The following is a 23,806-nucleotide window of genomic DNA, read 5'->3' as shown; positions in this document are numbered from 1 at the left end:
GGTCATGTCCGCTTGGCGTTCTTGCGGGGGTTGAAGCGGGCAGCCTAGCTATGCGCCAGGTCGTAGAGCTTTTGGATGTTTGGGGGCAGCTTGTCGGGCATCATGGACTGCGGGGCATCCTCGCTGCCCTCGGCGATGGCTGTGTCGTAGTACCAGCACTTGAATTCGAGCATGGCAAGTGTCTTTTGCAGTCGTGCCATCTCTTCTTGCACCGCTTCGCGCCTGCACTCGAAGAGTTCCTTGCGCTGCGCGTACGTTTCGGGGCCTTCCGTACACCATTGCATGAAGCGCTTGATGTCCTTGATTTCGAGCCCCGATGCTTTTAGGCATTCGATGACGCGAAGTGCTTCTAGTTCTGTTTCGCCAAACTTTCGAATGCCGTTTTTGCGCTCCATAGCGGGGAAGAGGCCCTCTTTGTCGTAGTAGCGCAGCGTGGATATGGGGAGGTCGAACATTTCGGAAACCTGGCCGATGGTGTACATGATGTCTTCTCCAATTAACTTCTTGACCTAAAGTTAGGTTCATGTCTTAGGGTGCACATAGTAACATAGTCACGTATGGTTTCAACTGAAAAGGAGATCCGCCATGATGCAAGCAGAACAGCTCGAGCTCGTTCAGGATTGGGACAAGGTGTTTCCGCGTAATGAGCGCGTTGAGCATTGCAAGGTAACGTTCGTCAATCGCTACGGCATTACGTTGGCGGCCGACCTGTATAAGCCGAAGGGTGCCGAGGGGGCACTTGCCGCCCTTGCCGTAAGCGGCCCGTTTGGCGCCTGCAAGGAGCAGTCGAGCGGCCTGTATGCTCAGGAAATGGCGGCTCGTGGCTTCTTGGCGATCGCCTTCGACCCTTCATTTACGGGCGAAAGCGGCGGCGAGCCCCGGCGCATGGCATCGCCCGACATCAACACCGAGGACTTCTGCGCGGCCATCGACTACCTGAGCTGCCGTGACGACGTCGATGCCGAGCGCATTGGCATCATTGGCATTTGCGGTTGGGGTGGAATGGCCATCAACGCCGCGGCGCTCGACCCGCGCATCAAGGCGACTGCCGCAATGACGATGTACGATATGACGCGCGTCACCCGCGAGGGCTATTTCGGAAGTGCCGACAACAAGGAAGCGCGCGACCAGCAGCGTGCGGCTTGGGCGGCGCAGCGCACGGCCGAGTATGCGTCTGGCTCCTACGAGCGCGCTGGCGGCGTTGTCGATCCGCTGCCTGAAGATGCTCCGCAGTTCGTGAAGGATTACCACGCGTACTACAAGACTCCGCGTGGCTATCATGAGCGTTCGGGCAACTCGACTGATGGTTGGAACGTCATCGGCACCGTCTCGTTCATGAACCAGCCCATCCTTTCCATGGCAGGCGAGATCGATACGCCGGTTCTGCTCGTCCATGGCGAAAACGCCCACTCCCGCTACTTCAGTGAGGGTGCGTTCAAGCTGCTCAAGGGCGATAACAAAGAGCTCATGATCATTCCCGGCGCGAACCATGTCGACCTATATGACAATTTCGACGCCATCCCCTTCGATAAGCTTCAGTCGTTCTTCGAAGAGGGAATGTAGGGTGCGTAACGCGCGATAGATGCGAAGAGAGGAAGCTATGACTAAGAAGATCGTGCAGACGGCTGGGCGGGCCCAACTTGGCGAATTCGCCCCCGAATTCGCGCATTACAACGATGACGTGCTGTTTGGCGAGAATTGGAATAACCAGGACATCGACGCGAAGACCCGAAGCATCCTCACGGTTGTTGCGCTGATGTCACAGGGCATTACCGACTCGTCCCTTGTCTATCATTTGCAGAATGCGAAATCCCACGGCGTAACCCAGACCGAGATTGCCGCCGTTATCACGCATGTTGCGTTCTATGCGGGGTGGCCTAAGGCGTGGGCCGTGTTTAATCTGGCGAAGAGCGTGTGGAATGTGGGCGAGGGCGACCTGCCGTACGACGATGCTGCCATGAGGGCGCATGCGAAGGAAATGCCGTTCCCCATTGGCAAGCCGAACGATGCGTTTGCGCAGTACTTCGTGGGGCAGAGCTATCTTGCGCCGATATCTACCGAGCAGGTGCCTGTGTTCAATGTGACGTTCGAGCCGGGCTGCCGTAATAACTGGCACGTGCACCATGCGAATGAGGGTGGTGGCCAGATGCTCATCTGCGTCGCAGGGCGTGGCTACTACCAAGCTTGGGGCGAGGAGCCTGTGGAACTCACGCCCGGTTCCGTGGTGAACATCCCGGCTGGCGTGCAGCACTGGCATGGCGCGGCGCCTGATTCGTGGTTCTCGCACCTGGCCATCGAGGTGCCGGGCGAGGGTGGAAGCAACGAGTGGCTCGAACCCGTTTCGGACGAGGAATACGGGAAGCTGGCCCAATAGCCCATCAACAGATTATCGATCCCCAAAGCGGGTAGGGCGAACGGAAATCATTTCGGAGCGAGTGCATGGGGAATCCAATGCGTGTCCTCGAGGTAACCTCTTGGCAACGTGGTTGCTGCCGCTGGGCTCTATGGCGATTGACGGGAAAGAGTGCTTTGTATAATCATGCGAGAAGCGGATTACCGCGCATATCGACGAAAAGCGCGTGGCACGATGCAGGCTGGCGCGCAAAGGAGGGGAGCGTCATGTGCTTCAGGCCAAGTCCCGTAACGCGAGATGACAGCAATCAGAAAACTTGTCAGACATGCGGCATGCCCGTTGATTCTGATGCGACTACCTGCCCGTATTGCGGGGATCCCATTCCGCAGAATCCGCCTGATGACTACAGTGATATCGACCCATCGCATAGCACTCGAATTCTCTAGTCTACCGAGGTGGCGGGTTGTGTGTGGTGTGTACGGTGTCGGTCGATAAGCCTGTTAGGCGTCGATAGCCGTTCTAGCATTCCATCTGCGGCAGATCCTGCAAGGGGCGTTTTCGTGAAATAAAGGCGGTGCGTCGATAATCTCGACGCACCGCTTTTTGGTTCGAGCAGTTTATTCCGCTTCTGAATCGCTTTGTTCGTTCCTCACGCGTCGTGCGGAGTACGCTGTCATTGCCGCGCCTGCCACGGCTGCAGCCGATAGCAAGACATTTATGCCGGAAAATGGGTCCCCTGTATACGGGAGGGTGGAGGCGGGGACGGGTGTTTCCGAGTCGCCTGATTGCGGGGGCGTCGGAGTGGAGCCGGTTGTTCCTGGGTCGTCTTCCGTCGAGGGGTCCGGGGCGGGTGGCGCAGGGTCTGGGTCGTCTTCGTCTGCGGGCGTGCCCTTTTCGTTCGTGCCCAAAATGACGCTGGCCACATGGGATGTGTCGTTGCCATACGTGAGGGTGCCATACTCATCGCCAAGCTCGAGATAGCCGGCGCTAGCCGAATCGGTGAGCTCGTCTTCCTCGCTTTGCGTAGAGAGGCCCGTGGATGCAGTGGTCTTGCCGCCCGTGGCGATCGCCCTTTCGTCTACGCCGGTCGTATCGCCGTAGACTTCGTCGTAGTAATACACCGTGACTTCGTAGCCCTCTTGCGGTATCGAACGCACGTCGGCCGAACCGTAGTCGACCAGCAGGTAGTCGCGATAGCCGTCGTCGGCGTTGGAGTCGCCTGCGTTTGTGGCCAGCCACATATGCGAGCCGTCGATCCTTGCCACCGGATACGTTTCCTTTACGAGCTTGTCGGGAGCGCTGAGCTCATCGTAGCCCACGAGCTCAAGGCCTGCCTCGCCATGGGAATAGCGCGCGCAAACATACGTGCCGACTTGCGGAATGTCAGTTAGTCCGTCGCGGATGTCCAGTATGAAGTCGCTGATGCCGTTCAGGTCGAGGACAAGGCTCTTCTTGTCCTCGGATACCGATTTCACCGTACCCGTGACAAGGTACACGCCCTCTTCCATGTCGGAGTAATCGATATCGGCTACGACGTATTGATAGTCGGGGTCGCCTTCGAATTCCGTTTGGAGGGTATACGTTATGGTCAGGTTTTCAAGACCCTTCTTTAGCTTGTCGATGCCGGGGGTGTCCTTGGGGACGGTCATGATGCTCGTTTCGAGCGAGTCCATGTCACGCACGGCTATCAAATAGGAGCCATCATCGAAGCCAAGGCTGTCCTCGATGGCCATGTTCGACGTTGCGAAGAAATCGTCGTCTTGGTCATCATCTGCCTGAATCGAGAGGGGGCCGCCGTCCGATTGCGCTGCCATCTTGCCCGTTCCCTTTAGACCGGATGCAAAGAACTTGCTCGTCTCTTCGAGTTTCTGCATGACGGAGTCGTTATTCGGGCGCAAGCTTCCTCGCAGGTCGATGTTGAACTCCTGGAGCATGCCCCTTACTCGATTCAGCGCGTCCACCATGTCATGGCATCCGTTGGGGCCTACCTTTGCAAGTAGGTAATCTTGCTTGCTTACGCTTAGGCTGCCGAAGCCCTCGTTGATCGTGTCCACGAGGCCGATGAGCCTATTTTCTCCCTCGCTGTCGGCCCAGATGGAATCGCTTTCATTGCCGGACGTGACGTACTTCGACTTGCTTGTGTTGTACTTTCCCGAATAGAAGGCATGGGCGCCGCGTTGCCAGGCGTCGTAGCTGTTTGCGGCGTCGATCATTTCTTGGAAGTTGTCCGCTAGTTCCGCTTTGCCGTATGCTAGTTCCATCGATTGTATGGCGGCGGTTATGTACGTGGGGGTGTGCAGGCTGCGCCTGCCGGCGTCGCACACGTAGGATTGCCCGTTCGCGTCGAAATATGTGGGCATGACTTGGGTATCGACCCAATTGCGCACGCCGTCGTCCCAGGTGGTCCCTTGGTAGAGGTACTCGAGCAACTTGGTGATGCAGGCGATGGTTTCGTTCATGCCGAGCGTATTGAAATACGTGTGAGCGTCGTCGAGGCAGCTCATGCCATCGTCGAGCACGTTCGCAAGCGTTTCGGTGCCCTTGTAATCGCCTGTGCCTCGCGTGAGCGCCTCTCGCCAGTTGGTGGAGTTTTCCCTGTCCGAGATGGCATAGCGATCGAAGGGGATGTGATATCCCAGCATGGGCGGCTTGCTTCCGTTCTGCAGCTTGTAGTTGCAGAACGCGAGGATCGAATACTGGGGAATGGTGCCACCGGCATGGTACGTACGGCAGGTGTGGGCGGGGCACCAGAAATCTTCCATGGTGTGGCACATCATGCCGAGCGCGCGCAGCCGCAGCCTACGATGCGGTAGCTTTATCGAAGCTTCCGACGAGCCTACCTGTAGCGACACGCTCATGCCATGCTCATCTTCGTCGAGCTGGCCATAGGTATCGATGAAGCCCTTGAAGATTTTTTCGGCCTGGGCTTTCGTGACGTCGCTTGTTGCCCGCACCTCGCCTGTGCGTGCGTATTCGTAGGCGACGCCAAGCCATTGCAATGCGAACGTCTTGATTTCGGAGTGCTTCAGGTACTGCGAATGGTTTGCCGTTGATGACAGCATGCCATGTATGAAGTTGTTGCGGTCGTTCATCGTGAACTGCACGAGCGCGTCGAGTCCCATGTTGCTAGCTGACTGGTTTCGCTCGTTTGTTTCCCAGATATGCTGGCCAACATCCCAGGCTCCTTCGTACTGATTGCTGCCCGAGAAGACGGGAATGTAGTCGGGGTAGAAGCACGAGTAGCCGAAGTCTACGAGCGTGTTTGCGGCTGCGTCGTTCCAGTATGAGCCAATGCGCAGGTAGGCAAGGTTTTCGCGGAAGAGCCGCATGGCGAGGTCGTCGGCGTCTTGGAACGCCTTGCCTTCGCCGATGTCCACGATGTCTCCCGCGATTTTCGCGTATCGCGCATCCTCTTCGATTGCTCCGGCCCAGGGGTTCAGAAGCGAGTTCGGCGTGGTGTCCTTCGCGTGGTTTCGCAGTACGCGCGCATAGGATATCTGAACGAGGTCTTCGTGCACGCAATCGCCCATTCCGATGTTCTTCAGGATGGACGAGGTCGCGTTCGTCCAGGAGCTCCATGCAAACGCGTGCTCGGTTGGATGCGTGAGCGCCGCGAAGCCCAGGATGGCTCCAGCGCTGAGGAGGCTACGACGCGATATGCTTCGCCTGAGAATTCCTTCTTCCGGCTGGCGCGACGTTGCGTCGTTTTCGGGATTCCTTGCAGTTCCGAACATTGTTCCTCACCCCGAATCGGTGCCCCGTACAAGCGGGGGCCTAGCTAGAGGTTCTTTGTCTGGGAATCGTTATGTTTCACGTATCAATTATAAGGGGATGAGCCGAAACTGGGAATTCGGGAATTCTTTCGGTCTCTCCGCCTTCGAGTGTTGGCGTACGGCTAGAGATTGTCGGCCCCGTCGAGGAACTCAAGCATCAGGATTATCGCGGCAAGCGTGTGCGCTTGCGTATTACGGACAATGGTGGAGTCAGCATGGATACCAAGCTTGACCTGGGTGTCCACGACAGGCTTTCGCTTGAGCGGCAGGAGCTTTGGTTCGATACCGCGTTGCAGGATGAGGGTATTTCGCTGATGGCCAATAGCAAGGAACAAATTTGCGCCGGGAAGCGCGTTTCACGAGGGCGTGTGACCTTGCCGGCGGGCCGATAGCGTCGTCGGTTTCATGCTGTTTGCCCGAGCTTGCGTTTACGGCGAGTCGTCGTTTATGCTCTCTGTAGTCTCATTATGGTGTACTTGCTAAAGTGACACGTTGACCATGAGGGGGATGGTTCGAATGGGAATGACTGCAATACCATCGGGGCGTAAGATGGCGATGTATGCGAAGCTGCTAGCCGGCGTTCTTGCGGTTTCATTGAGCATTGCGCTAGTCGGTTGCTCTCAGGGCCAAGGCGGATCAGATAGCGGCGGTTTGGCATCCTCTTCTTCCGTCGAGAGCATCGAGGTTCCGGCTCCCGATGCCGAAATCGCCGATGTCACGACTGTCGCGTATTTGGGGCCCGAGGGAACCTACACCGAAGAGGCGGCTAAGCTCTTCTTCGGCGTCAACGATGATTTGAAGCCGCAGGCCACCGTTTCCGATGCGCTTGCGCTCGTGGCCGATGGCACGGTTTCCTATGCTGTCGTGCCGCAGGAGAATACGCTGGGCGGCCCGGTGACCGACTACATCGATGCCCTTCTCGCATCGCAGAACCTCAGCGTGGTGGGTGAGGTCGTCTTGCCGATTCGCCAGACGCTCATGGGCCTTCCGGGAACAGATCTTACCCAGGTCAAGCGCGTGCTTTCCCATAAGCAGGGTTTGGCTCAGAGTTCGGCCTGGCTCGACGAGAACCTGCCTAATGCCGAACGTGTCGAGACGGCCAGCACCGCTGCTGCCGCTCAGCAGGTGGCTGACGGAGGCGACACCTCGACGGTGGCCATCGCGGCGCCTGGTGCGGCCGACCTGTACGGACTCGAAGTGCTGCGGGAAAACGTTTCGAAATCCGACGCGAACAAGACGCGCTTCTACGTCGTGTCGCGTCATGCGAACGAGCTTGCGGGTTATGATCGCGCTCTGTTCGTGGCGAGCATGTCGGCTGAGGAGCTGCCCGGCGTGCTGGATGCGGCATGTGCCAATGGGGCGAAGCTCGTTTGCGTGCACGACCGCCCCGGAAAGACTGCGCTTGGAGATTACCGTTACGTGGTCGAGCTCGAGCGCGAAGGTGGCTTCACGGACGAGGAGGTCTCGCGTCTCGAGGACATCGCGCAACTCCAGCTTCTCGGTCGGTTTACCAGCGTCGAGACAACGAGTGCTGGCAATTCGGCCAGTTCGAGCGAATAGAAAACGACGGAGGCGGAGAGAGAGGGGTGTCTCATGTCTGACGTTCCAGGGCGCGTCATGGTCACGCGCCGTACGTTCGTGAAGGGCGTCGGCCTGTTGGGCGCCTCCGCAGCGCTCGCCTCCTGCTCGTGGGGGCCGAACGGAGGCGGCTCGGCTGCGAGCTCGCGGCAAGCTTCCGGTCCGCTTCTCGCGATTATCCATACCAATGACACTCACGGCCACGACGCCGCCGTTGAAGCGACCGACGAGGCTGCGGGTAATTTCTCGATGGCGGCCGTCGCGGCGCTGAAGGCTGAGTGGGAGGGCAAGGGCTATGAAGTGCTGCTCGTCGATGCGGGGGATGCCACGCAAGGTATGCCGCTTGTCGACACGGCGTTAGGCGCGCCCGCGATAGCGTTCATGAACGCATGCGGTTATCAGCTCATGACGGTGGGAAATCACGAGTTCGATTGGGGCTCTGACGTACTTGCTGCCAACGAGAAGGCCGCCGAGTTCCCGTTCCTGTCGGCGAATGTGCTCGACAGGCAGACGGGGGAGCTGCGTTTCACCGCCAATAAGGTGTTCGAGCTCGCCGACGGCACCAAGGTGGGCTTCTTCGGGCTCACGACGCCTTCGACTATGACCACCGCGGGGCCAAAAGTGGTTTCCGGCTTCGATTTCCTGAATGGCGATGATCTCATTGCGTGTGCGAAGGGCCAGGTGAAGGAGCTTCGTGACCAAGGCTGCGACATCGTGGTGTGCTTGGGCCATCTTGGGAACAACGAGGCGGGTGTTATCACGAGCAGGGATTTGCTGCGGCAAGTGGATGGCATCGACCTGCTCATCGACGGTCATGATCACAAAGAAGTCCAGGAAGACGTGTCGGGTGCGTTTCTCGTGGAAACGGGGTGCTACCTGCGCAACATCGGCGTGGTGGTCATCGATGGGGGAGTCCCCTCGCCGGAGCTCGTCGCGGCGGGTTCCTATGCTGGGATTGACAATGCGGTGCAGTCGATCATCGATAGCGAGAACGCGCGTACAGAGTCCGAGTTGAACGTGGTGTTGGGCTTGACGCCTTTCCGTCTGAACGGCGAGCGCGAACCTGGTGTGCGCTCGCAGGAGACGAACCTCGGCGATTTCTGCGCCGAGGCTCTTCGCTGGACGGCTTCGGCGGAATTGGGGATCGAAGTCGACGCCGGCCTCCTGAACGGCGGCGGGATACGCGTCTCCGTGGAGCCGGGAGACATCACGCTGGGGACCATCAAGGCGGTCTTTCCCTTTTCCAACGACCTCGCGGTCGTTAACGTTACGGGGGCTCAGCTCCTCGAGGCCCTTGAGGCTGCGTGCCAGGCCGTGGGTACGGACAAGAGGATTGGGGCGTTCCCGCAAGTTTCGGGAATCACGTTTATCGTTGATGCATCGGTTCCCTATGCCGAAGGGCCAGCCTATCCGAACTCGACCTATCCCTCGCCGGCCGCTCCGGGCGCACGCGTGACAATAACCGATGTCGCAGGTCGTGGCTTCGACGAGGGTGCATCCTACTCGATTGCTACCTTAGCTTTTATCTGTGGCGGCGGGGACACCTATCATGCGATCAAGGACGCTGCCGATGCGCGGCAACCGGTGACGTTTGGCTTCGATTACGAGGCACTCGTGAGCTACCTCGTTCAGGGGTGCAACCATGAGGTGCCCGCCGAATATGCCAATCCGCAAGGGCAAGGTCGCATAACGATAATCGGCGCGTAATTCTTGTTCTTCCTGGATATGATTTCGCGAACGAGATCGGTCGATGCCTCCCGAGGACGAAAAGTCGCTCTCGGGAGGCAGTTCTTTTATGGGGTCAATCATCGTGGCGTGCATTACCGGTGTCGTAACGCTGATTGGGGTGATCCTTTCCAACTCTAAGAGCAGAGCCGTCATGGAGGTCAAGCTCGGGGTCCACCATGATCGCAGGCATTGTGGTCGAGGCGCTCGAACACGCCTGGCGGCGCGGCTACGTCGCTGGCAACGCGATCTTCCATTCCGACCGCGGGTCGCAGTACGCCGGCAGGATCCTGGCCCGCCGGGACGACGAGCGCGGCGCGAGGCTCTCGGTCGGGCGCACCGGCAGCTGTCATGACATTTTCTGGCACCGCTGCCGAGCAAGCGGCCGATCGCATAAAAGCATAAAAGGGACTGTCCCCATTTATGCAGAATCCGACCAGGAGAGACTCTCTTCTGGTCGGATTTTTGGAGGGGGCTGAAGTTGGACGGTTGGCTATGCGGTAATCGCGTCGGCAGCCACGAAACCGCTGGTGGCGGCGAAGCCCTGCGCGGTGCCGCCGACGATGTGCATCGGGTAGTTCGTGTAGTACATGGACCCGTTGTCCGAACCGACGGCGTACAGGCCGGGAATGGGCTCGCCGGTCTCGCCGCTGAGCACCTGCATCTTGTCGTTGGTCAGCGGACCTCCCTCGGTGCCGTACGCGGACGGGACGGTCTTCGCCGCATAGTACGGAGCATCGAGAACGGGGATGACGAACTCGCCGGTCAAACCGAAACGGGGGTCGGGCTCGCCGTCGGCGATGGCGTTGTAGTGCTCGACCGACGCCTTCAGCGCATCGGCGGGAACGCCCATCTTCTCTGCAAGTTCGTCCAAAGTCTGGGCGGACACGATGGAATCATACGACTCGATTTCCTGCATCAGGTCGCCTTCGGTCTTACCGGTAACGTAGTCGACCTGGCCCATCTCGGCAATAGCGTTCACGTAGGGCGCGTCAGCCACAGCCCACGCCGTCTTTTGGTTGCGCACGGCAAGGTTGCGGACGGCCGTCCGGTCGTTTACGGTTGCGGCCTCGTTGAAGAAGCGCTCACCCTTTTCGTTCACCGAAAGCGTTGCGTCCCAGCAGAATACCATGTTCACGATGTCGTTGAACCCGGTTGCCCCTTCTACGGCGCCGAAGGTGTACATCATGGCGGACTGCCCGTGCATCCTGCCGCCAGCGGAAAGGCACATTTTCACGCCCGTGCCCATGCGGCCGCCCATGCCCGCGATGACGATCTCGCCCTCGTCGGCGCCAACGTACTGCTTCATCATGTCGGGGTTGTCGGCAAAACCGCCCGTTGCCAGCACCACGGCCTTGGCGTTCACCTGGATGGTGCCATTGCCGCCCTCGGCCAAAAGCCCGGTCACGGCGCCGTCCTGTATCACGAGCTCGGACGCAGTGACGCCAGTACGCAGCTCAAGGTTCGGCATGGTGTCGCCGTAGTCCCACAGCGGCTGAAGCATGCCCTTGCCCATGTGCAGGAAGTTCCCCTCGTCGTCGAGGCACACGCTGCCCCAGTAGGTGTCCTCGCTCATGGGGCTGTACTGTAGCTTCGCGCCATGGTCGATGGCCCAGTCGGTAGCGGGGCCGTTGTTCGCCAGATACATGGACAGCACGTCGGGCGACGCTCCCCACGACTGAAACTCCATGTAGTCGTGATACAGCTGGTCGAGCTTCAGGTCCAGCCCCTGCTCGCGCATGGCGTAGCCGCCGATGGTGGCAATGCCCTCCGTAATGGCCGATGTGCCCCCTCGAACCGGGTTCTGCTCCAGCCACAGCACGTTGGCTCCGTTCTCGGCGGCGCGCACGGCTGCATAGGTTCCCGCGGTGCCGGAGCCCACGACCACCACGTCGACGTCTACGGTCTCGACGATGTTGGCGGCGGATGCGTCCCGTGCCGCACCGTCGGATGCGTCTGAGGGCTTCTGGCGGTGGGCGGGCGCCGAGCACCCTGCAAGCGCGGCGAAGGCCCCTGCGCCGGCCACGCCGGCTGCTGCCAGGAAGTTTCTGCGGTTCATGTCCATAATGTGTCCCTTCTTCGATAGAACAAAAAGAATGCCCGGTTCGCCGAACTGAGCCGGGCACAGGTTTCGGTATGCCTTACTGCTGGGCGACGTGCTTGCCGGCCAGGTAGCCGTAGGTGAGCGCCGCGCCGTGGCTTGCGCCGGACAGGCTGAAGGGGTAGTCGTCCACGAAGCGGCCGCCCTGCGTGTTGCCCACAGCGTACAGGCCGGCAATGGGACGCAGGTCGTCGTCGAGCACCTGGGCGTTGTCGTTCGTGACCAGGCCGCCCATGGTCACCAGAAGGCGCATGCAGCTGACGTCCAGAACGGAGGTGTGCTTCAGCATGTCGTAGGTGATGGCCTTGAACGGAGGCGTGGCAATGGCGTGCATTTTCTCGGCCGCCTTGCCGAAGTCGTCGTCGTGACCCTTCGCGCACAGCTCGTTGTAGCGCTCCACGCTGGCCACGAACTCCTGCGCATCCTCGCCGGTAAATCCCAGCTGAGCGGCCAGGTCTTCCAGCGTGTCCGCTTCGGCCGAGAACATTTCGCCGTTGTTGCGGAAGGAGCTCAGCATCGTTTCCACTGGGTAGTAATCTCCAGCCGTGGCGTCCATAATCTGGAACACCTTGCTGCCCGGCTGGTTTACCATCACCTTGGCGATGTTGGTCATGCTCAGATCCTCGTTGCAGAAGCGCTGGCCGTGCTCGTTCAGCTCGAGGAAGAACTCGACGCCGAACTGGAGGATGTGTGCCATGACGGCATGGGGCGCCACGTCCACGTGACCGCCCGCGGCAATGCCCAAGCGCTGGCCGTCGCCCATGCTGGCGTGGTTGCCGTTCATGTCTATGGCTTCGTGCGAGAACAGGTACTTGTCCTTGTTGGCGTACACCCAGGGCGCGTACTGCTTCAGCATGTCGTCGTTGAAGCTGTAGTCGCCGGTTGCCAGCACCACGCCCTTGGCGGCCACGTAGCGCGTGTACGACCCGTCGGCCAGATTCTGGCACACGGCGCCGGTCACGCGGCCGTCGGCAACGTCCAGCTGCACCACGGGCGAATTGAAGAAGGTCTGCGCGTTGCCTGTGTCCAGGGCCTTCTGGATATTCGCCTCGAGGATGGGACGATGCGTCTCGTTGCCGCCGCCCACGCAGCAGCAGCCGGAGAAGGTGCGCTCGTGGTCGATGCCGAAGCGGTACGGCGCGGCCATGGTGTCAGCGCACAGATAAATCTGCTCAGGGTCTTCGGGGTATTCGTCTTCCGGGCCCACCATCACCAGGCCGTCGTAGGCGCCCACGTACCACTCGAAGGCCTCGCCGCAGTTGGCCAGCCACTTGTTGATGACGCGATAGTCGCCGCGGTGCGCCATCTGGATCATGAGCTCGTTGGCGATCTCGGTGGGATCGATGTCCTCCACGCCCAGCTGGCGGGCGGTATCGCAGTTGAACGCAGCGAACATGCTGGAGCGGCAGTTGGGTATGCTGGTCTTTTCCACGCCGACCACCTTCGCGCCGGACTCGGCAGCCGCACGTAGCGCCGCCACGCCCGAAACGCCCAGGCCGCACACCACCACGTCGCAGTCCACCGTGTCGGCAATCAGGCTCTCGTCAATGGTATCAGGCCCTTCGACGGCGGCCTCCTTGCTTTCCACTTCGGTTCTCTGCTTCGGGCTGCAGCCAGCCAGCGCTGAGCCTGCCGCCAGGACGCCCGCAGCGGCCCCAAGACTCAGAAAGCCCCTGCGCGTCATCTTGTTCGTAGTCATGGTTTCCTCCTTCATGTGCTGCGCCCCGCATTGCCGAGGGCGTTTGACAGAGAAGGATTCTAGGGGCGTTAAGACCGCCGAAAAAAGACGCGAAACGTACGCTATTGCAGAAAAATGCCGTACATACGAATCGGGTGTAGGCGTTTTATCTGGGGTTTTGCAATAAGGTTGTGAAAGCCCCGCCGAAGCCCAAACCTAATCTGAGGCCTAGGCGTCCGCTGCGTCCTCGACCAGCGAGATAAGCTCCTGACGCGAGTGCACCCCGCATTTGACGTAGACTTTCTGCAAATGGGACTTTACCGTGTTCTCGCTGAGCACCAGCTTCTCGGCAATGAACGGAACGCTTCGGCCGGTTGCGGCAAGCTCGAACACGTCTTGCTCCCTGGGCGTGAGCCCTGCGGTCTGCGCGACTGATCGAATCTTCTCCTTGAAGAAGCGCAAAGGGCCGGCATCGTCGCTTGCTGAGACGGGCTGCTTGGGGCTGACCAGCTGGTCGACGCCGCGGTCGCCCATAAGCCATATGGTCGGCAACGCGAACACCAGGGCAAGGCCTGCGATGAAGGTGCGGTCGGCAACGTTCAGCCCCAAAAGCGCGAAGGCCGCAAGGACGATGGCCCCGGACGAAAGCATGACGCCCATGACGCCGAACACTCGCAGGGGCGCAAACACCCGGGACTTGGCAACCAGCACCGCCACGTAAAAGGCCAAGCTGCTCATGAGCGTATATGCGACGCTCGACAGCAGGTAGGCCTGGTATACAAGCCGATCGGACAGAAGCAGCAGGACCAGCGAGGCCACGATGAGGCTTGAAATGAGCTTCACAGCGGAAGACACGTTGGTGTCGCTGGTGAACAGCAACAGGTACGCCAGAAGCGCAAACGCAACGATGGAGGTGATTTCCGGGTACATGGGGCTTGCGACGTCCTGCATTGCCGTGATGTTTTGCGTGATGGCGGTCGAAAGGCCCGCCAAGAAGAGCCCGCAGAGCGTTCCCCAAAGAATTTTGGGGTCCACGCCAAGCTCGGCGCTTTGCGGCTCCGTTTCGGACGAGCCCAGCGTTTCGTCCAGATATTTGATGCAGAACAGCGCGGCGAGCAGCGTTATAACGCACACGAACGGCCATGCGTCGATCGCGTTCAGGGCCAGGGAACCCACCGTGGAGATTGCGAGCCCCGCGACGATGACCAGCGCAAGCTCGATCGAGGAAACCTCGAGCAGCAGCTCCAGCAGGAAAAAGAGCAGAAACGCGTTACCAATGGAATAGGCGCAGAAGCTTGCCAGGGAAAGTGCGGGCGCGGTCCAAAGCGTCAGAAGCCCCAGCGCTGCCACGAAGGCGAACAGATAGAAGGTGGCTTTGTGCGCACGAAGCGAAAGCGGCCGCCCGCCGAACAGCGCGAACGCAATGGAGGCAACGGCCAGCATGGCGACGAACAATATCGAAGGATACAGGCCTGGAAGATACGGCGCGCCGCCCATGAACGAGATCATGGCCAGGCTGGAAAGGTCGAGAAGGGACAATGCGCACGCGGCAACGCCGATTCGACCCAAGGATTCCTTCGATAGTGAGAGAGATTTCATAATGCTTCCGACTGCCGCTCCAACGTTGTGCAAAGTTTGTTCCGTTGCAAGTCTAGCTGAAGTCGAACGCGTCCGCACAACAAAAAGGCGGGACAGAGGGAAACGTTCCCTTAGCCCCACGGGAACGATGATTGCCCTTTGGGGAATCGAGCAGAGCTTTGCTTGATCGGGATTCCCGCGGGCCCTTTGACAAGAATAGAGTTCCGGTGTGTCGGGCCTGGCGGCTTTGGGCCTCCCGTGTGTCGGTCTTGGCAAGAAAGCGGGCTTCGTGTGTTTGAGCTGTGTCAAGATTTCGGACACAAAAACGCCGCTCCCTTTCCATGCTGCCATCTTCCCCTCGCATCCGTGCCGGTCTACGGCGCTTTCCGACCGACTTCAAACGGCTTACGACCGATGACGTCGCCGCCATTCTGCGTGAGAGCATGTAGGAACCATAGCCTAGAACGGACTATACGGACTTATGTGTAGCCCCTCGGCGACATGCTTGCTGCCGAGGGGCTATCGTGTTGAACTGGGTAAATGTGTATTTACAAGCCACCAGATGCTATTCCCACTCGACAGACGCTTCCCAACCCCTCCGTCCAGCACTGGGCGCATCAGGTGAAGAGAAGCGACTGGTATATCGCCTCGTCCGTATCGCCGAATACGTTGAAGATCACGGTGATGCCCGCGTCCTCGTGTGTGTCGAGCCACTCGTGCACGGTGCGCACGGCAATCTCGGCGGCCTCCTCCTGCGGGAAGCCGAAGATGCCCGTGCTGATGCAGCAGAAGGCGATGGACGTTAGGCCGCTCCTGGCTGCGAGGTCGAGGCAGCTGCGGTAGCACTGAGCGAGCTGCAGGTGGTGCCGTGCGGTCGGCCTCCCCTGCGCGATGGGCCCGACCGTGTGGATGACGTGCCTCGCAGGCAGGTTGTAGGCGGGCGTGATCTTTGCCAGGCCCGTGGGTTCCTCGTGGCCCTGCGCCTCCATGAGCTCGGCACACGCGCGCCGCAGCTGCACGCCGGCGAACGTGTGGATGGCGTTGTCGATGCAGTGGTGCCCCGGCACCCAGCAGCCGAGCATCTGGCTGTTCGCGGCGTTGGTGATGGCGTCGGCCGCAAGCGTGGTGATGTCGCCGCGCCAGAGGCGCAGGCGCGGGTCGACCGCCACGGTCGGAATGTCCTCGACGTGCGTGATGCCGGCATCTGCGATCATGCCCCGCAGCAGCTCGTCCTGCATCGCGAGCCAGCCGGAGTCGGCAGGGATTGGCGGGCGCGTGTTCACGAGGGCGCGGAAGGCCGAGAAGAGCTCGTCCGTGGTGGCGTCCTCGCCCAGGCCCGCCTCCATGCCACGCTCGTCGCAGAGCGCGGGGACGAGCGCGAGCAGCAGCTCGCGCTTGCGGTTCTCAGTCATTGCGCACCTCCAGGAGCTCGTCCAGCACCGCGTCGATGTCGCCGTCGACGAGGATGGAGCGGTCGGCGATTTCGCGCGCTGTCATCACCTGGCCAAAGTTCACGCAGGCGTAGGTGGCGCGCGGGTTGCTGTACGTGCGGCGCCAGAAGGGGTACTTGATGATGGCGGGCGTGTTGCCGCCCACGCCGAGCTCGAGAAAGAGCACGCGCAGGCCCTCGTGCCGCTCGAGGAAGCGCCGGTAGCGAAGCGCGGCCGCGTGCCAACCCTCGTCCTCCACGAAGGTGTCGTCTACCCGCAGGTTCATGGACATGGGCCCGCCGCACACGGGGCAGCGCGGCACGAGTTCGCCTGGCACGTGCATGTCGCGCTGCCGCTCGACCATCTGCCTCACGGTCTCGTGGTTGTCGTAGGTCTTGTTGTGGCAGGGCTTGGAGCACTGCCACAGGCCGTAGTCGCCCTGCGTGTAGAAGAGTTGCCCCTTGGGGAATCCTGCCCGCTGGAACTGGTGGTCGACGTTGGTGGTGATGACGAAGAAGTCCTTGCCGTCGAGCAGGCGCAGGAGCTTCGCGTAGGTGTCCTTGGGCGGATCCACGTAGCGGTTGTGCCAGATGTGGCGGCTCCAGTAGGCCCACCGCTCCTCCTCCGTGGGGAACGGGTAAAAACCCGCCGAGTACATGTCGGTGAAGCCGTACTTGGCGATGAAGTCGGCGAAGTGCCGCTCGAAGCGCTCGCCCGCATACGTGAGGCCGGCTGCGGTGGAGAGGCCCGCGCCTGCGCCCACGACGACGGCGTCGGCGTCGCGGATGGCATCGCGCAGCTTTATGGTTTCCTGGTTCATGTGCTGCCTCCTCATGCGAATCGGGACGGCCGGGCCACCCCATAACTTTACTGCTTTAGCCCTCGGCCTAGAACTTGCCGTTCTCATTCAGCTACGTGTCGCGCTTTCCTGCATGGGCACGCTCCTCATGGTGCGCTTCCTTTCTGCCCCGGCGCGCCCCACGCTTTGCTTCCACGTCTCATAGTCTGCTACAGTTGGTATTGGATGGTAAGTAGGCACAATAATGTGGTGTAGGTACTTGCTGGTAACCATTGGTACCTACCTGCGGTTAGGCCAATTGGGAGGTTATGGAGATGGCCGCACCGAGGCTCGAAGAGCTGCCGGCCTGCCCGGTGGAGACGACACTCACGATCATACGCAGCTGGGGGATACTCCCTTTTCCACGTTTTTACGAGGGTGTGACAATTTGGGGCAGCCTGTTACCAGTTGGGGCAATGACTGCGTATGATCGTACATAGCTGAATTTAGCTAACGGTTATAGAGGAGTTTTATATCGCAAAAGTCAAAAACCTCGGAGACGAGAACTCGTCTCGAACCGCGAAGTGTACATGACTTCTGCGAAGTGTTTGGAAAGAAAACGACTTGAATGACGACAGCTCGATATGGGGGCTGCGGTGAAGATGGCCAAGGGTGTGACTGATAAGAGTCATTCGACGCCTAGGATGGAGGCGGCTTCGTCATGAAGAGGGTATCGAGAGAGTCGAAGAGTCTTTTGCTGGCATTGGTGCTGGCCATGGGGTTCTTGTTTGCGACGAGCGGGACAGCATACGCGGTCGAGAATGTCAGCTACGTCGAGAAGAGCTGGGACGGCACGAAGGTCGTGTCGGAAACGAAGACCGTCGAGTGTGCGCCCATTACAAAAGACACGGAGAACATACAAGGCTGGTACTACGTGAGCGGTGCCATCGAGAGCACGAATAGAATCACAGTTGCGGAGGGGGCGGAGGCCAACATCATCCTCACGGACGGTTCCAAGCTCACGCTGGAAAAGGGCATCAATGTTTATTGGTCATCGAGGCTCAACATCTACGCCCAGCAGGGAGAAACAGGCGAGCTAGTCTGCTATGCCGACACCAGCAAAGAGAACGCGCCAATCGGCTCCGACAATAACTCGGGTCCGAACGGCCCTATCACGATTCATGGCGGCAAAATAACTGCTAATAACGATAACAATGAAGCTCACGCAGCGGGCATCGGTGCCGGTAAAACGGGTGCCGGCGGCACCATCACCATCTACGGCGGCACGATCGAGGCACGTGGCGGCAACGGCTCCGCCGGCATCGGTGGCGGCGATGCCTACGGCCCAGGCCGGGACGGCGGCACAATCACCATCTACGGAGGCGATGTCAAGGCGTACGGCGGTGGTGGGGCCGCCGGCATCGGCGGTAGCAGGGGCGGAAACGGCGGTACCATCACCATCTGGGGCGGCAAGGTCTATGCAAAAGGCGGCCCTCAGTCATCTTATAGCTTTCCCAGTGATAGCGGCGCGGGTATTGGTTCGGGCGACGACGACGCTGGCAGCACGGCAACCACTGGCGGCACGATTAGCATCTACGGCGGCGAGGTCGAGGCCTACGGCGGCCCGGACGGCGCAGGCATTGGCGGTGGCGATGGCTGCATCGGGGGTTACATCACCATTGCCGGTGGTACGGTGAAAGCCTCGAGCAATGGCTACGCATCGGGTATCGGTGCAGGTGACGACACCGACGGCAGGGTCAATGCCAGCATTATCAATATCACTGGCGGCACTATAGAAGCTACGGGTGGCCAGTATGGGGCCGGCATTGGTGGCGGCGAAGGCGGCGGTGGCGGCAATATCAACATTTCCGGTGGCGCCGTAACTGCAAGCGCTGGATCCGATGCAGCTGGTATCGGCGGCGGGAAGGGCGGCAACGGCGACAACGTCACCATCTCCGGCGGCACTGTTGTAGCCACCGGCAACGCAGGCGGCGCGGGCATCGGCGGCGGCGACCGTGGCGCCGGCACCACCATCACCATCAGTGGCGGCACCGTAGAATCCATAGGTGGCGCCAATGGATCTGGCATCGGCAACGGTAAAGACGGAATCGGCCTTGCGACCACCATCACGCTGAAGTACGCCGAAGACGAATACGACATAAGTGTCAAAGCGACTTCTTACCGCTGCAACAACGAAAATACGTCAGTCACACTGACGATGGAAAGCCCCTTCACGGACAAGAGTACAAGGGAAGCCTTTGCGGCCACGAGTTATACTGCAGCTAATCTTGACACGCTTAGTAACAAGACTTTGGTTCGTTCGAGCACTTTTGGGGTTACCGTGTCTGAGGCTCAAGGCGGCAGCGTTGTCGTCGGCAAGTCTCGTGCGGTGCCGGGTAACACAGTAACTCTCACCGTAGCGCCGGACGCAGGCGGCTGGGTGCTAAAGCCCGGCACACTGAAGGCTAAAGCTGGAGAAACCGAACTCGCGCTCACTCAGGATACAAACGATTCTTCCAAATACACCTTCACCATGCCCGCAGCAGATGTGACCGTAACGGCAGAATTCGTGAGGAAGGTTGCCGTGGAAGGCGTCTCGCTCAACAAGGAGGAAACCAATCTTGTCATAGGTAACACAGAAACACTGGTGGCCACGGTTTCGCCCGAAGGCTCTGACGCCATCGTGGTGGACAAGACCGTTACCTGGAAAAGCAGCAACGAGAGCGTCGCCACGGTGGATAGTACCGGCAAGGTGTCCGCCGTTGCTGTGGGCGAGGCGACCATCACCGTCACCGCGACCAACGGAACGGACGATACAGCAGATGACAAGACTGCGACCTGCTCGGTAAAGGTAACCCAGGCGCAGGTGGCTGCACCTGCGATCGATTCCAAACCCTACACAGGCGAAAAACAAGTCGCCGACGTGCCCGCGAGCGACCTGTACACCGTGACAGAAAACAAGGGCGGTACGGAGCCCGGGACCTACCCCGTTGTGCTCACGCTGAAGGACCCCGCCAACTACGCGTGGGAAGGCGTCGAGGGCCCGACCGTGACGCTGGACTTCGTGATCAGCGAGTGCGAGCACGACTGGAACGATCCTATCTACACATGGAACGAAGGCAATACCAAGGTCACGGCGAAGCGCGTCTGCAAGAAGGATACAAGCCACGTAGAAACAGAGACCGTGGGCGTCACCTCCGAGGTGACCAAGCAGCCCGCCGGAGACGAACTCGGCGTGAGGACGTATACGTCGGGCTCCTTCGCCAATCCGGCCTTCACCGTGCAGACCAAGACGGAAGCGATTTCGGCAGAGGGGCACGCACATAGCTGGACGGAGCCGACTTATGAATGGGCGGCCGACAACATGGAAGTAAAGGCCTCGCGCGCCTTGACGGATGATCCGAGCTTCGTAGAGGTCGAGACGGTCACCCCCATCGTTACGGACGTGAATCCAAAATGCACCGAGGCGGGCACGAGAACCTACACGGCAAGCTTCAAAAACGTCGCCTTCGCGACGCAGACGAGGACAAGCGGGATTCCCGCGACGGGCCATACGGCCGCCGCGCCCGTGCGCGAAAACGAGGTAGCGGCCACGTGCGAGAAGGCCGGAAGCTATGACGAGGTCGTCTACTGCTCGGCTTGCGGCGCCGAGCTTTCTCGCGAGGCCAAGACCATCGACCCGCTCGGCCACGACTGGGGCGATCCGGCCTACGAGTGGGCGGCCGACAAAGGCAGCGTGACAGCGACGCTTGCTTGCAAGAGGGACGCAAGCCATGTCGAGACGGAAACCGCCAAGACCACGTCGGTGGTAACCAAGGAGCCGACGGAAGCCGAAGAGGGCGTAAGGGCCTATACGGCGACCTTCACGAACCCTGCCTTCGAGACCCAAGTCAAGACCGAGTCGATCCCCAAGCTGAAGCCAGATGAGGGCGTTTCCTACAGGAGCGCCGAAGGCGACGGCCTGCAGTGGGCGAGGGGCAGCTCGGCGACGGCGGACTTCACCTTCAAGCGCTCGGTGGACGACAACGTGACCTTCTCCCACTTCACCGGCATCCAAGTGGACGGGAAGGACGTCGACGCGGTCAACTACACGGCAGAGCCCGGCAGCGTCATCGTGAAGCTGAAGCCGGCCTACCTCGAGACGCTGGCAGTGGGCGAGCATACCCTGACCGCGATGTTCGATGATGCCGGCAGTGTGGATGCACGCTTCGAGGTGCTTGCGGAGCCCGCGGCGAAGGGCGCTGCCTCGAAGGCCAACTCCGCGTCAGCCAACTCCGCATCAGCCAACTCCGCGTCAGCCAAGACCGGCGACGCCATGCCGGTCGCGCTGCTTGCGTCGCTCGCCGTCCTGAGTGTCGCCGCGCTGATTGTGGCCGGGGTTGCGAACCGCGCCCGCCGTTCGGCGCATGTCGGCAAGCATGCCCGCCTCTAACCTGCAGGAGATGCTTCTCGCCGCGTAAAACGTGGAAAGGGGAGTATCCCCTGATGAAAAACTGCAGGTAAAACCCCTTTTTAAATCACAAAAAGCCCCGAAGCGCTTCGGGGCTTGAATACTCCCTACGATTTCGACGCGTTTTGTCCAAACGGTGCTACTCGGTGACACGTACTTTCGCATAGACATGGCGAGCATGCCGGGGTACGTCACTGTCGCCTAGAGCTCGTGGTAGTAGGGGCAGATGTCGGCGTAGGTGCCGTCGGGCATGCGGAAACCGCCCGGGATGGTTCCCAGCTGCGTGAAGCCGAGCTTTTCGTAGAGGTGACGGGCTCCGGCGTTGGTGGCGACCACGGCGTTGAACTGCAGCACGCGGAAGCCGTGCTCCCTGCCCTGGGCCATCGAGTCCTCGACAAGGGTGCGGCCCACGCCCTTGCCCCTCGCATCCGACGATACCGCGTAGCTGGCGTTGGCGATGTGGCCGCAGCGGCCGACGTTGTTGGGGTGCAGGATGTAGAGCCCGAGCACGCGCCCGCCCTCCACGGCGACGCCGCAGTGGGTCTGCGAGGCGAAGAACTCCGCGCCGCTCGCCTCGTCGAGCTCGTCCTCCTGCGGGAAGGCGATGCCGTCGCGGACGACCTCGTTCCACACCTCGACCATCGCCGCAACGTCCGCCATCTCGTATGCTCGCACCTCGACCATCGTTTGCCTCCTTATTGCCTCGGATTCTTTTCGCTGCCGCTCATACCGATCTTCGAGTTCTACGACGATGTGCGTAGGGCACACGAGGGCAGGTAACGCGGAAGGCCGGTTCAGCGGACCTGGGCTACGCCGAGCCGCTCGCGAGCCTCGCGCATCTGCTCCGCCTCCGCCTGGCTGAACTCGAACTCGGCCTCACTCCAGTCCCACATGGCCTGCAGGAGCGGCCTGAAGCTCTCGCCCCGGCGCGTCAGCCGGTACTCGACGCGCGGGGGCACCTCCTGGTAGTCCACACGCTCCAGGAAGTCGTCTGCCACGAGCTCCTTGAGCTGGCGCGACAGCGTTGACTCCGACACGCCCCGCAGGCACCTGCGCAGCTCGCCGAAGTGTCGCACATCCTCGAGCGCAACGTAGAACAGGATTTCTATCTTCCACTTCCCGCCGACCACGCGCTGAAGAGACGAGATGGCTGGGCACCAGCTGACATTTCGACGTTCACCCATGACGCGCTCCTTGATGTAGGTTGCAGTACTCCAAATATTGTTAGTACTTCTCGATGAACTGCACCCCCGAATTTGGACTCAGAAATGAGGGTCTGGATTCTAGCTAGCTGAGCTCGGTCATCTTCGCTTCGTTGATCATCTTTCCAATCTCCTCTCAGTACCTAGCATCGTGAATGGTGGCGCTGGGGTGGTACGAATGCGCAAAAGTCAGTGAAAACTCAGTAACGGATGTGCTTCGGTCGGGCGGTTGCCAATCAGTGCTGCAATAGATATAATCTGTAACACAAGGAGGCAGCTATGGACACCATCACGACAAGCATACGCACCGACGCCCAGTTGAAGCGGGAGGCAGACAGGCTCTTCGCCGACCTAGGGATGAACTTCTCCACCGCCGTCAACACCTTCCTGCGCCAGGCCGTGCGGGAACAGGGACTCCCGTTCCGCCCCACGCGCGATGTTCCCAACGCGGAGACGCTGGCCGCCATGCGCGAGGCCGACCGCATCGCGGCCGATCCAGACGTCAAGGGCTACTCGAGCGTCGACGAGCTGTTCGCAGACCTGGACGCATGACCATGAGGGAGATTCGCCAGACGGCGCGCTTCAAGAAGGACTACAAGGTGGCCGTAAAGCGGGGGCTTCCCAAAGGCGAGCTGCGCGCCGTCATCGAGGCGCTCGCCAACGACGAGCCCTTGCCGGAGCGGTGCCGGCCCCACATGCTCTCCGGCAACTGGTCGGGCCACTGGGAATGCCACATCCGCGCCGACTGGCTGCTCATCTACAAGCTCACAGATAACGTGATGGTACTCACGCTCGTGCGCACGGGATCGCACAGCGACCTGTTCGACGAGTAACGCGGGGCCGTCATAAGGCGCGCATTCAACAATTCCATCGCTCGGGCCCCTCTGCTTGCCGCCGCCGTCCTTACCGCGTTCATCGCCGTCTTTTCCCTCGTGGGGTGGCAGGCCGCCCGCGTCCACCGTGGCGAACGCAACGTCGCGGATCGCCCGCAGGAAGCGCAAGCGCCATGCAGCGTCGACCTCTTCGGGATCGGGAACCGCCGCCAGGTCAAGTCCTTCGCCCTCTTTGAATGCCGAGGCGTCGTTTCCAGTGCGGTAGGCCATGTTCTCTCCGTTTCCCTCCATGCAACGTTGGGGGCAGTGCGCAACCACCCCCAACGA

18 protein-coding genes are annotated in these 23,806 nt (G+C 60.6%); 9 read left to right on the top strand and 9 right to left on the bottom strand.

The window, feature by feature from the left end; all coding sequences use genetic code 11:
* Window positions 1–44: 44 nt before the first annotated feature.
* A complete protein-coding gene (locus E7002_RS01710) occupies window positions 45–482 on the bottom strand; it encodes a MerR family transcriptional regulator (protein WP_303727196.1) in 438 nt (145 codons plus the stop codon).
* 103 nt (window positions 483–585) lie between these two features.
* On the opposite strand from E7002_RS01710, the gene E7002_RS01705 reads away from it, so the two are divergent.
* The 3 genes from E7002_RS01705 to E7002_RS09365 all read left to right on the top strand — a co-directional run bounded on the left by E7002_RS01705 (window position 586) and on the right by E7002_RS09365 (window position 2,799).
* Window positions 586–1,563: an alpha/beta hydrolase gene (locus E7002_RS01705; protein WP_303727195.1), complete on the top strand. Its 978-nt coding sequence runs from the start codon at window positions 586–588 to the stop codon at window positions 1,561–1,563.
* A 37-nt stretch (window positions 1,564–1,600) separates the two neighbouring features.
* Complete coding sequence (locus tag E7002_RS01700; protein ID WP_303727194.1) at window positions 1,601–2,374, top strand: carboxymuconolactone decarboxylase family protein; 774 nt, start codon at window positions 1,601–1,603, stop codon at window positions 2,372–2,374.
* Between the two features lie 65 nt (window positions 2,375–2,439).
* On the top strand, window positions 2,440–2,799 hold the full coding sequence (locus E7002_RS09365) for a zinc-ribbon domain-containing protein (RefSeq protein ID WP_369692475.1): 360 nt from the start codon (window positions 2,440–2,442) through the stop codon (window positions 2,797–2,799).
* 171 nt (window positions 2,800–2,970) lie between these two features.
* Here E7002_RS09365 and E7002_RS01695 read toward each other — a convergent pair whose 3' ends face one another.
* Complete coding sequence (locus E7002_RS01695) at window positions 2,971–6,087, bottom strand: hypothetical protein (RefSeq protein WP_303727193.1); 3,117 nt, start codon at window positions 6,085–6,087, stop codon at window positions 2,971–2,973.
* Between the two features lie 254 nt (window positions 6,088–6,341).
* Between E7002_RS01695 and E7002_RS01690 the strand changes: the two genes are divergently transcribed.
* The 3 genes from E7002_RS01690 to E7002_RS01680 all read left to right on the top strand — a co-directional run bounded on the left by E7002_RS01690 (window position 6,342) and on the right by E7002_RS01680 (window position 9,411).
* Window positions 6,342–6,518, top strand: a complete 177-nt coding sequence (locus tag E7002_RS01690) for a hypothetical protein (RefSeq protein WP_303727192.1) — start codon at window positions 6,342–6,344, stop codon at window positions 6,516–6,518.
* 124 nt (window positions 6,519–6,642) lie between these two features.
* Window positions 6,643–7,686, top strand: coding sequence for a prephenate dehydratase domain-containing protein (locus E7002_RS01685; protein WP_303727191.1), 1,044 nt, complete (start codon window positions 6,643–6,645; stop codon window positions 7,684–7,686).
* A gap of 33 nt (window positions 7,687–7,719) precedes the next feature.
* A complete protein-coding gene (locus E7002_RS01680) occupies window positions 7,720–9,411 on the top strand; it encodes a bifunctional UDP-sugar hydrolase/5'-nucleotidase (protein WP_303727190.1) in 1,692 nt (563 codons plus the stop codon).
* Window positions 9,412–9,922: 511 nt separating this feature from the next.
* Here E7002_RS01680 and E7002_RS01675 read toward each other — a convergent pair.
* The 5 genes from E7002_RS01675 to E7002_RS01655 form a co-directional block, all read right to left on the bottom strand.
* Window positions 9,923–11,494: an FAD-binding protein gene (locus E7002_RS01675; protein WP_303727189.1), complete on the bottom strand. Its 1,572-nt coding sequence runs from the start codon at window positions 11,492–11,494 to the stop codon at window positions 9,923–9,925.
* Between the two features lie 76 nt (window positions 11,495–11,570).
* The gene (locus E7002_RS01670) at window positions 11,571–13,229 is read right to left on the bottom strand and encodes an FAD-dependent oxidoreductase (protein ID WP_303727188.1); all 1,659 of its coding nucleotides are present in this window, start codon (window positions 13,227–13,229) and stop codon (window positions 11,571–11,573) included.
* A 207-nt stretch (window positions 13,230–13,436) separates the two neighbouring features.
* Complete coding sequence (locus tag E7002_RS01665; RefSeq protein ID WP_303727187.1) at window positions 13,437–14,807, bottom strand: helix-turn-helix transcriptional regulator; 1,371 nt, start codon at window positions 14,805–14,807, stop codon at window positions 13,437–13,439.
* A gap of 596 nt (window positions 14,808–15,403) precedes the next feature.
* Entirely contained in the window at window positions 15,404–16,198 is a 795-nt protein-coding gene (locus E7002_RS01660) for a protein-ADP-ribose hydrolase (protein WP_303727186.1), read from the bottom strand.
* A complete protein-coding gene (locus tag E7002_RS01655) occupies window positions 16,191–17,036 on the bottom strand; it encodes a Sir2 silent information regulator family NAD-dependent deacetylase (RefSeq protein ID WP_303727185.1) in 846 nt (281 codons plus the stop codon). Before E7002_RS01655 ends, E7002_RS01660 begins: the two co-directional genes overlap by 8 nt.
* Before the next feature lie 679 nt (window positions 17,037–17,715).
* On the opposite strand from E7002_RS01655, the gene E7002_RS01650 reads away from it, so the two are divergent.
* Entirely contained in the window at window positions 17,716–21,426 is a 3,711-nt protein-coding gene (locus tag E7002_RS01650; protein ID WP_303727184.1) for an Ig-like domain-containing protein, read from the top strand.
* Between the two features lie 219 nt (window positions 21,427–21,645).
* Here the strand turns inward: E7002_RS01650 and E7002_RS01645 are convergent, their stop codons facing one another.
* Together E7002_RS01645 and E7002_RS01640 are read right to left on the bottom strand one after the other, a co-directional pair.
* Window positions 21,646–22,128, bottom strand: coding sequence for a GNAT family N-acetyltransferase (locus E7002_RS01645; protein ID WP_303727183.1), 483 nt, complete (start codon window positions 22,126–22,128; stop codon window positions 21,646–21,648).
* Between the two features lie 110 nt (window positions 22,129–22,238).
* Complete coding sequence (locus E7002_RS01640) at window positions 22,239–22,628, bottom strand: helix-turn-helix domain-containing protein (protein ID WP_090846776.1); 390 nt, start codon at window positions 22,626–22,628, stop codon at window positions 22,239–22,241.
* A 297-nt stretch (window positions 22,629–22,925) separates the two neighbouring features.
* On the opposite strand from E7002_RS01640, the gene E7002_RS01635 reads away from it, so the two are divergent.
* Window positions 22,926–23,198, top strand: a complete 273-nt coding sequence (locus E7002_RS01635; protein WP_303727182.1) for a type II toxin-antitoxin system RelB/DinJ family antitoxin — start codon at window positions 22,926–22,928, stop codon at window positions 23,196–23,198.
* Window positions 23,199–23,200: 2 nt separating this feature from the next.
* Window positions 23,201–23,479 (top strand): type II toxin-antitoxin system YafQ family toxin, encoded by a 279-nt coding sequence (locus E7002_RS01630; RefSeq protein WP_303727181.1) that lies wholly within the window; start codon window positions 23,201–23,203, stop codon window positions 23,477–23,479.
* The last annotated feature ends 327 nt before the right edge of the window (window positions 23,480–23,806 follow it).

The organism is Denitrobacterium detoxificans (genome assembly GCF_015062615.1).
Lineage (GTDB): Bacteria > Actinomycetota > Coriobacteriia > Coriobacteriales > Eggerthellaceae > Denitrobacterium > Denitrobacterium detoxificans_A.
This window is presented reverse-complemented; position numbering and strand designations above follow the sequence as displayed.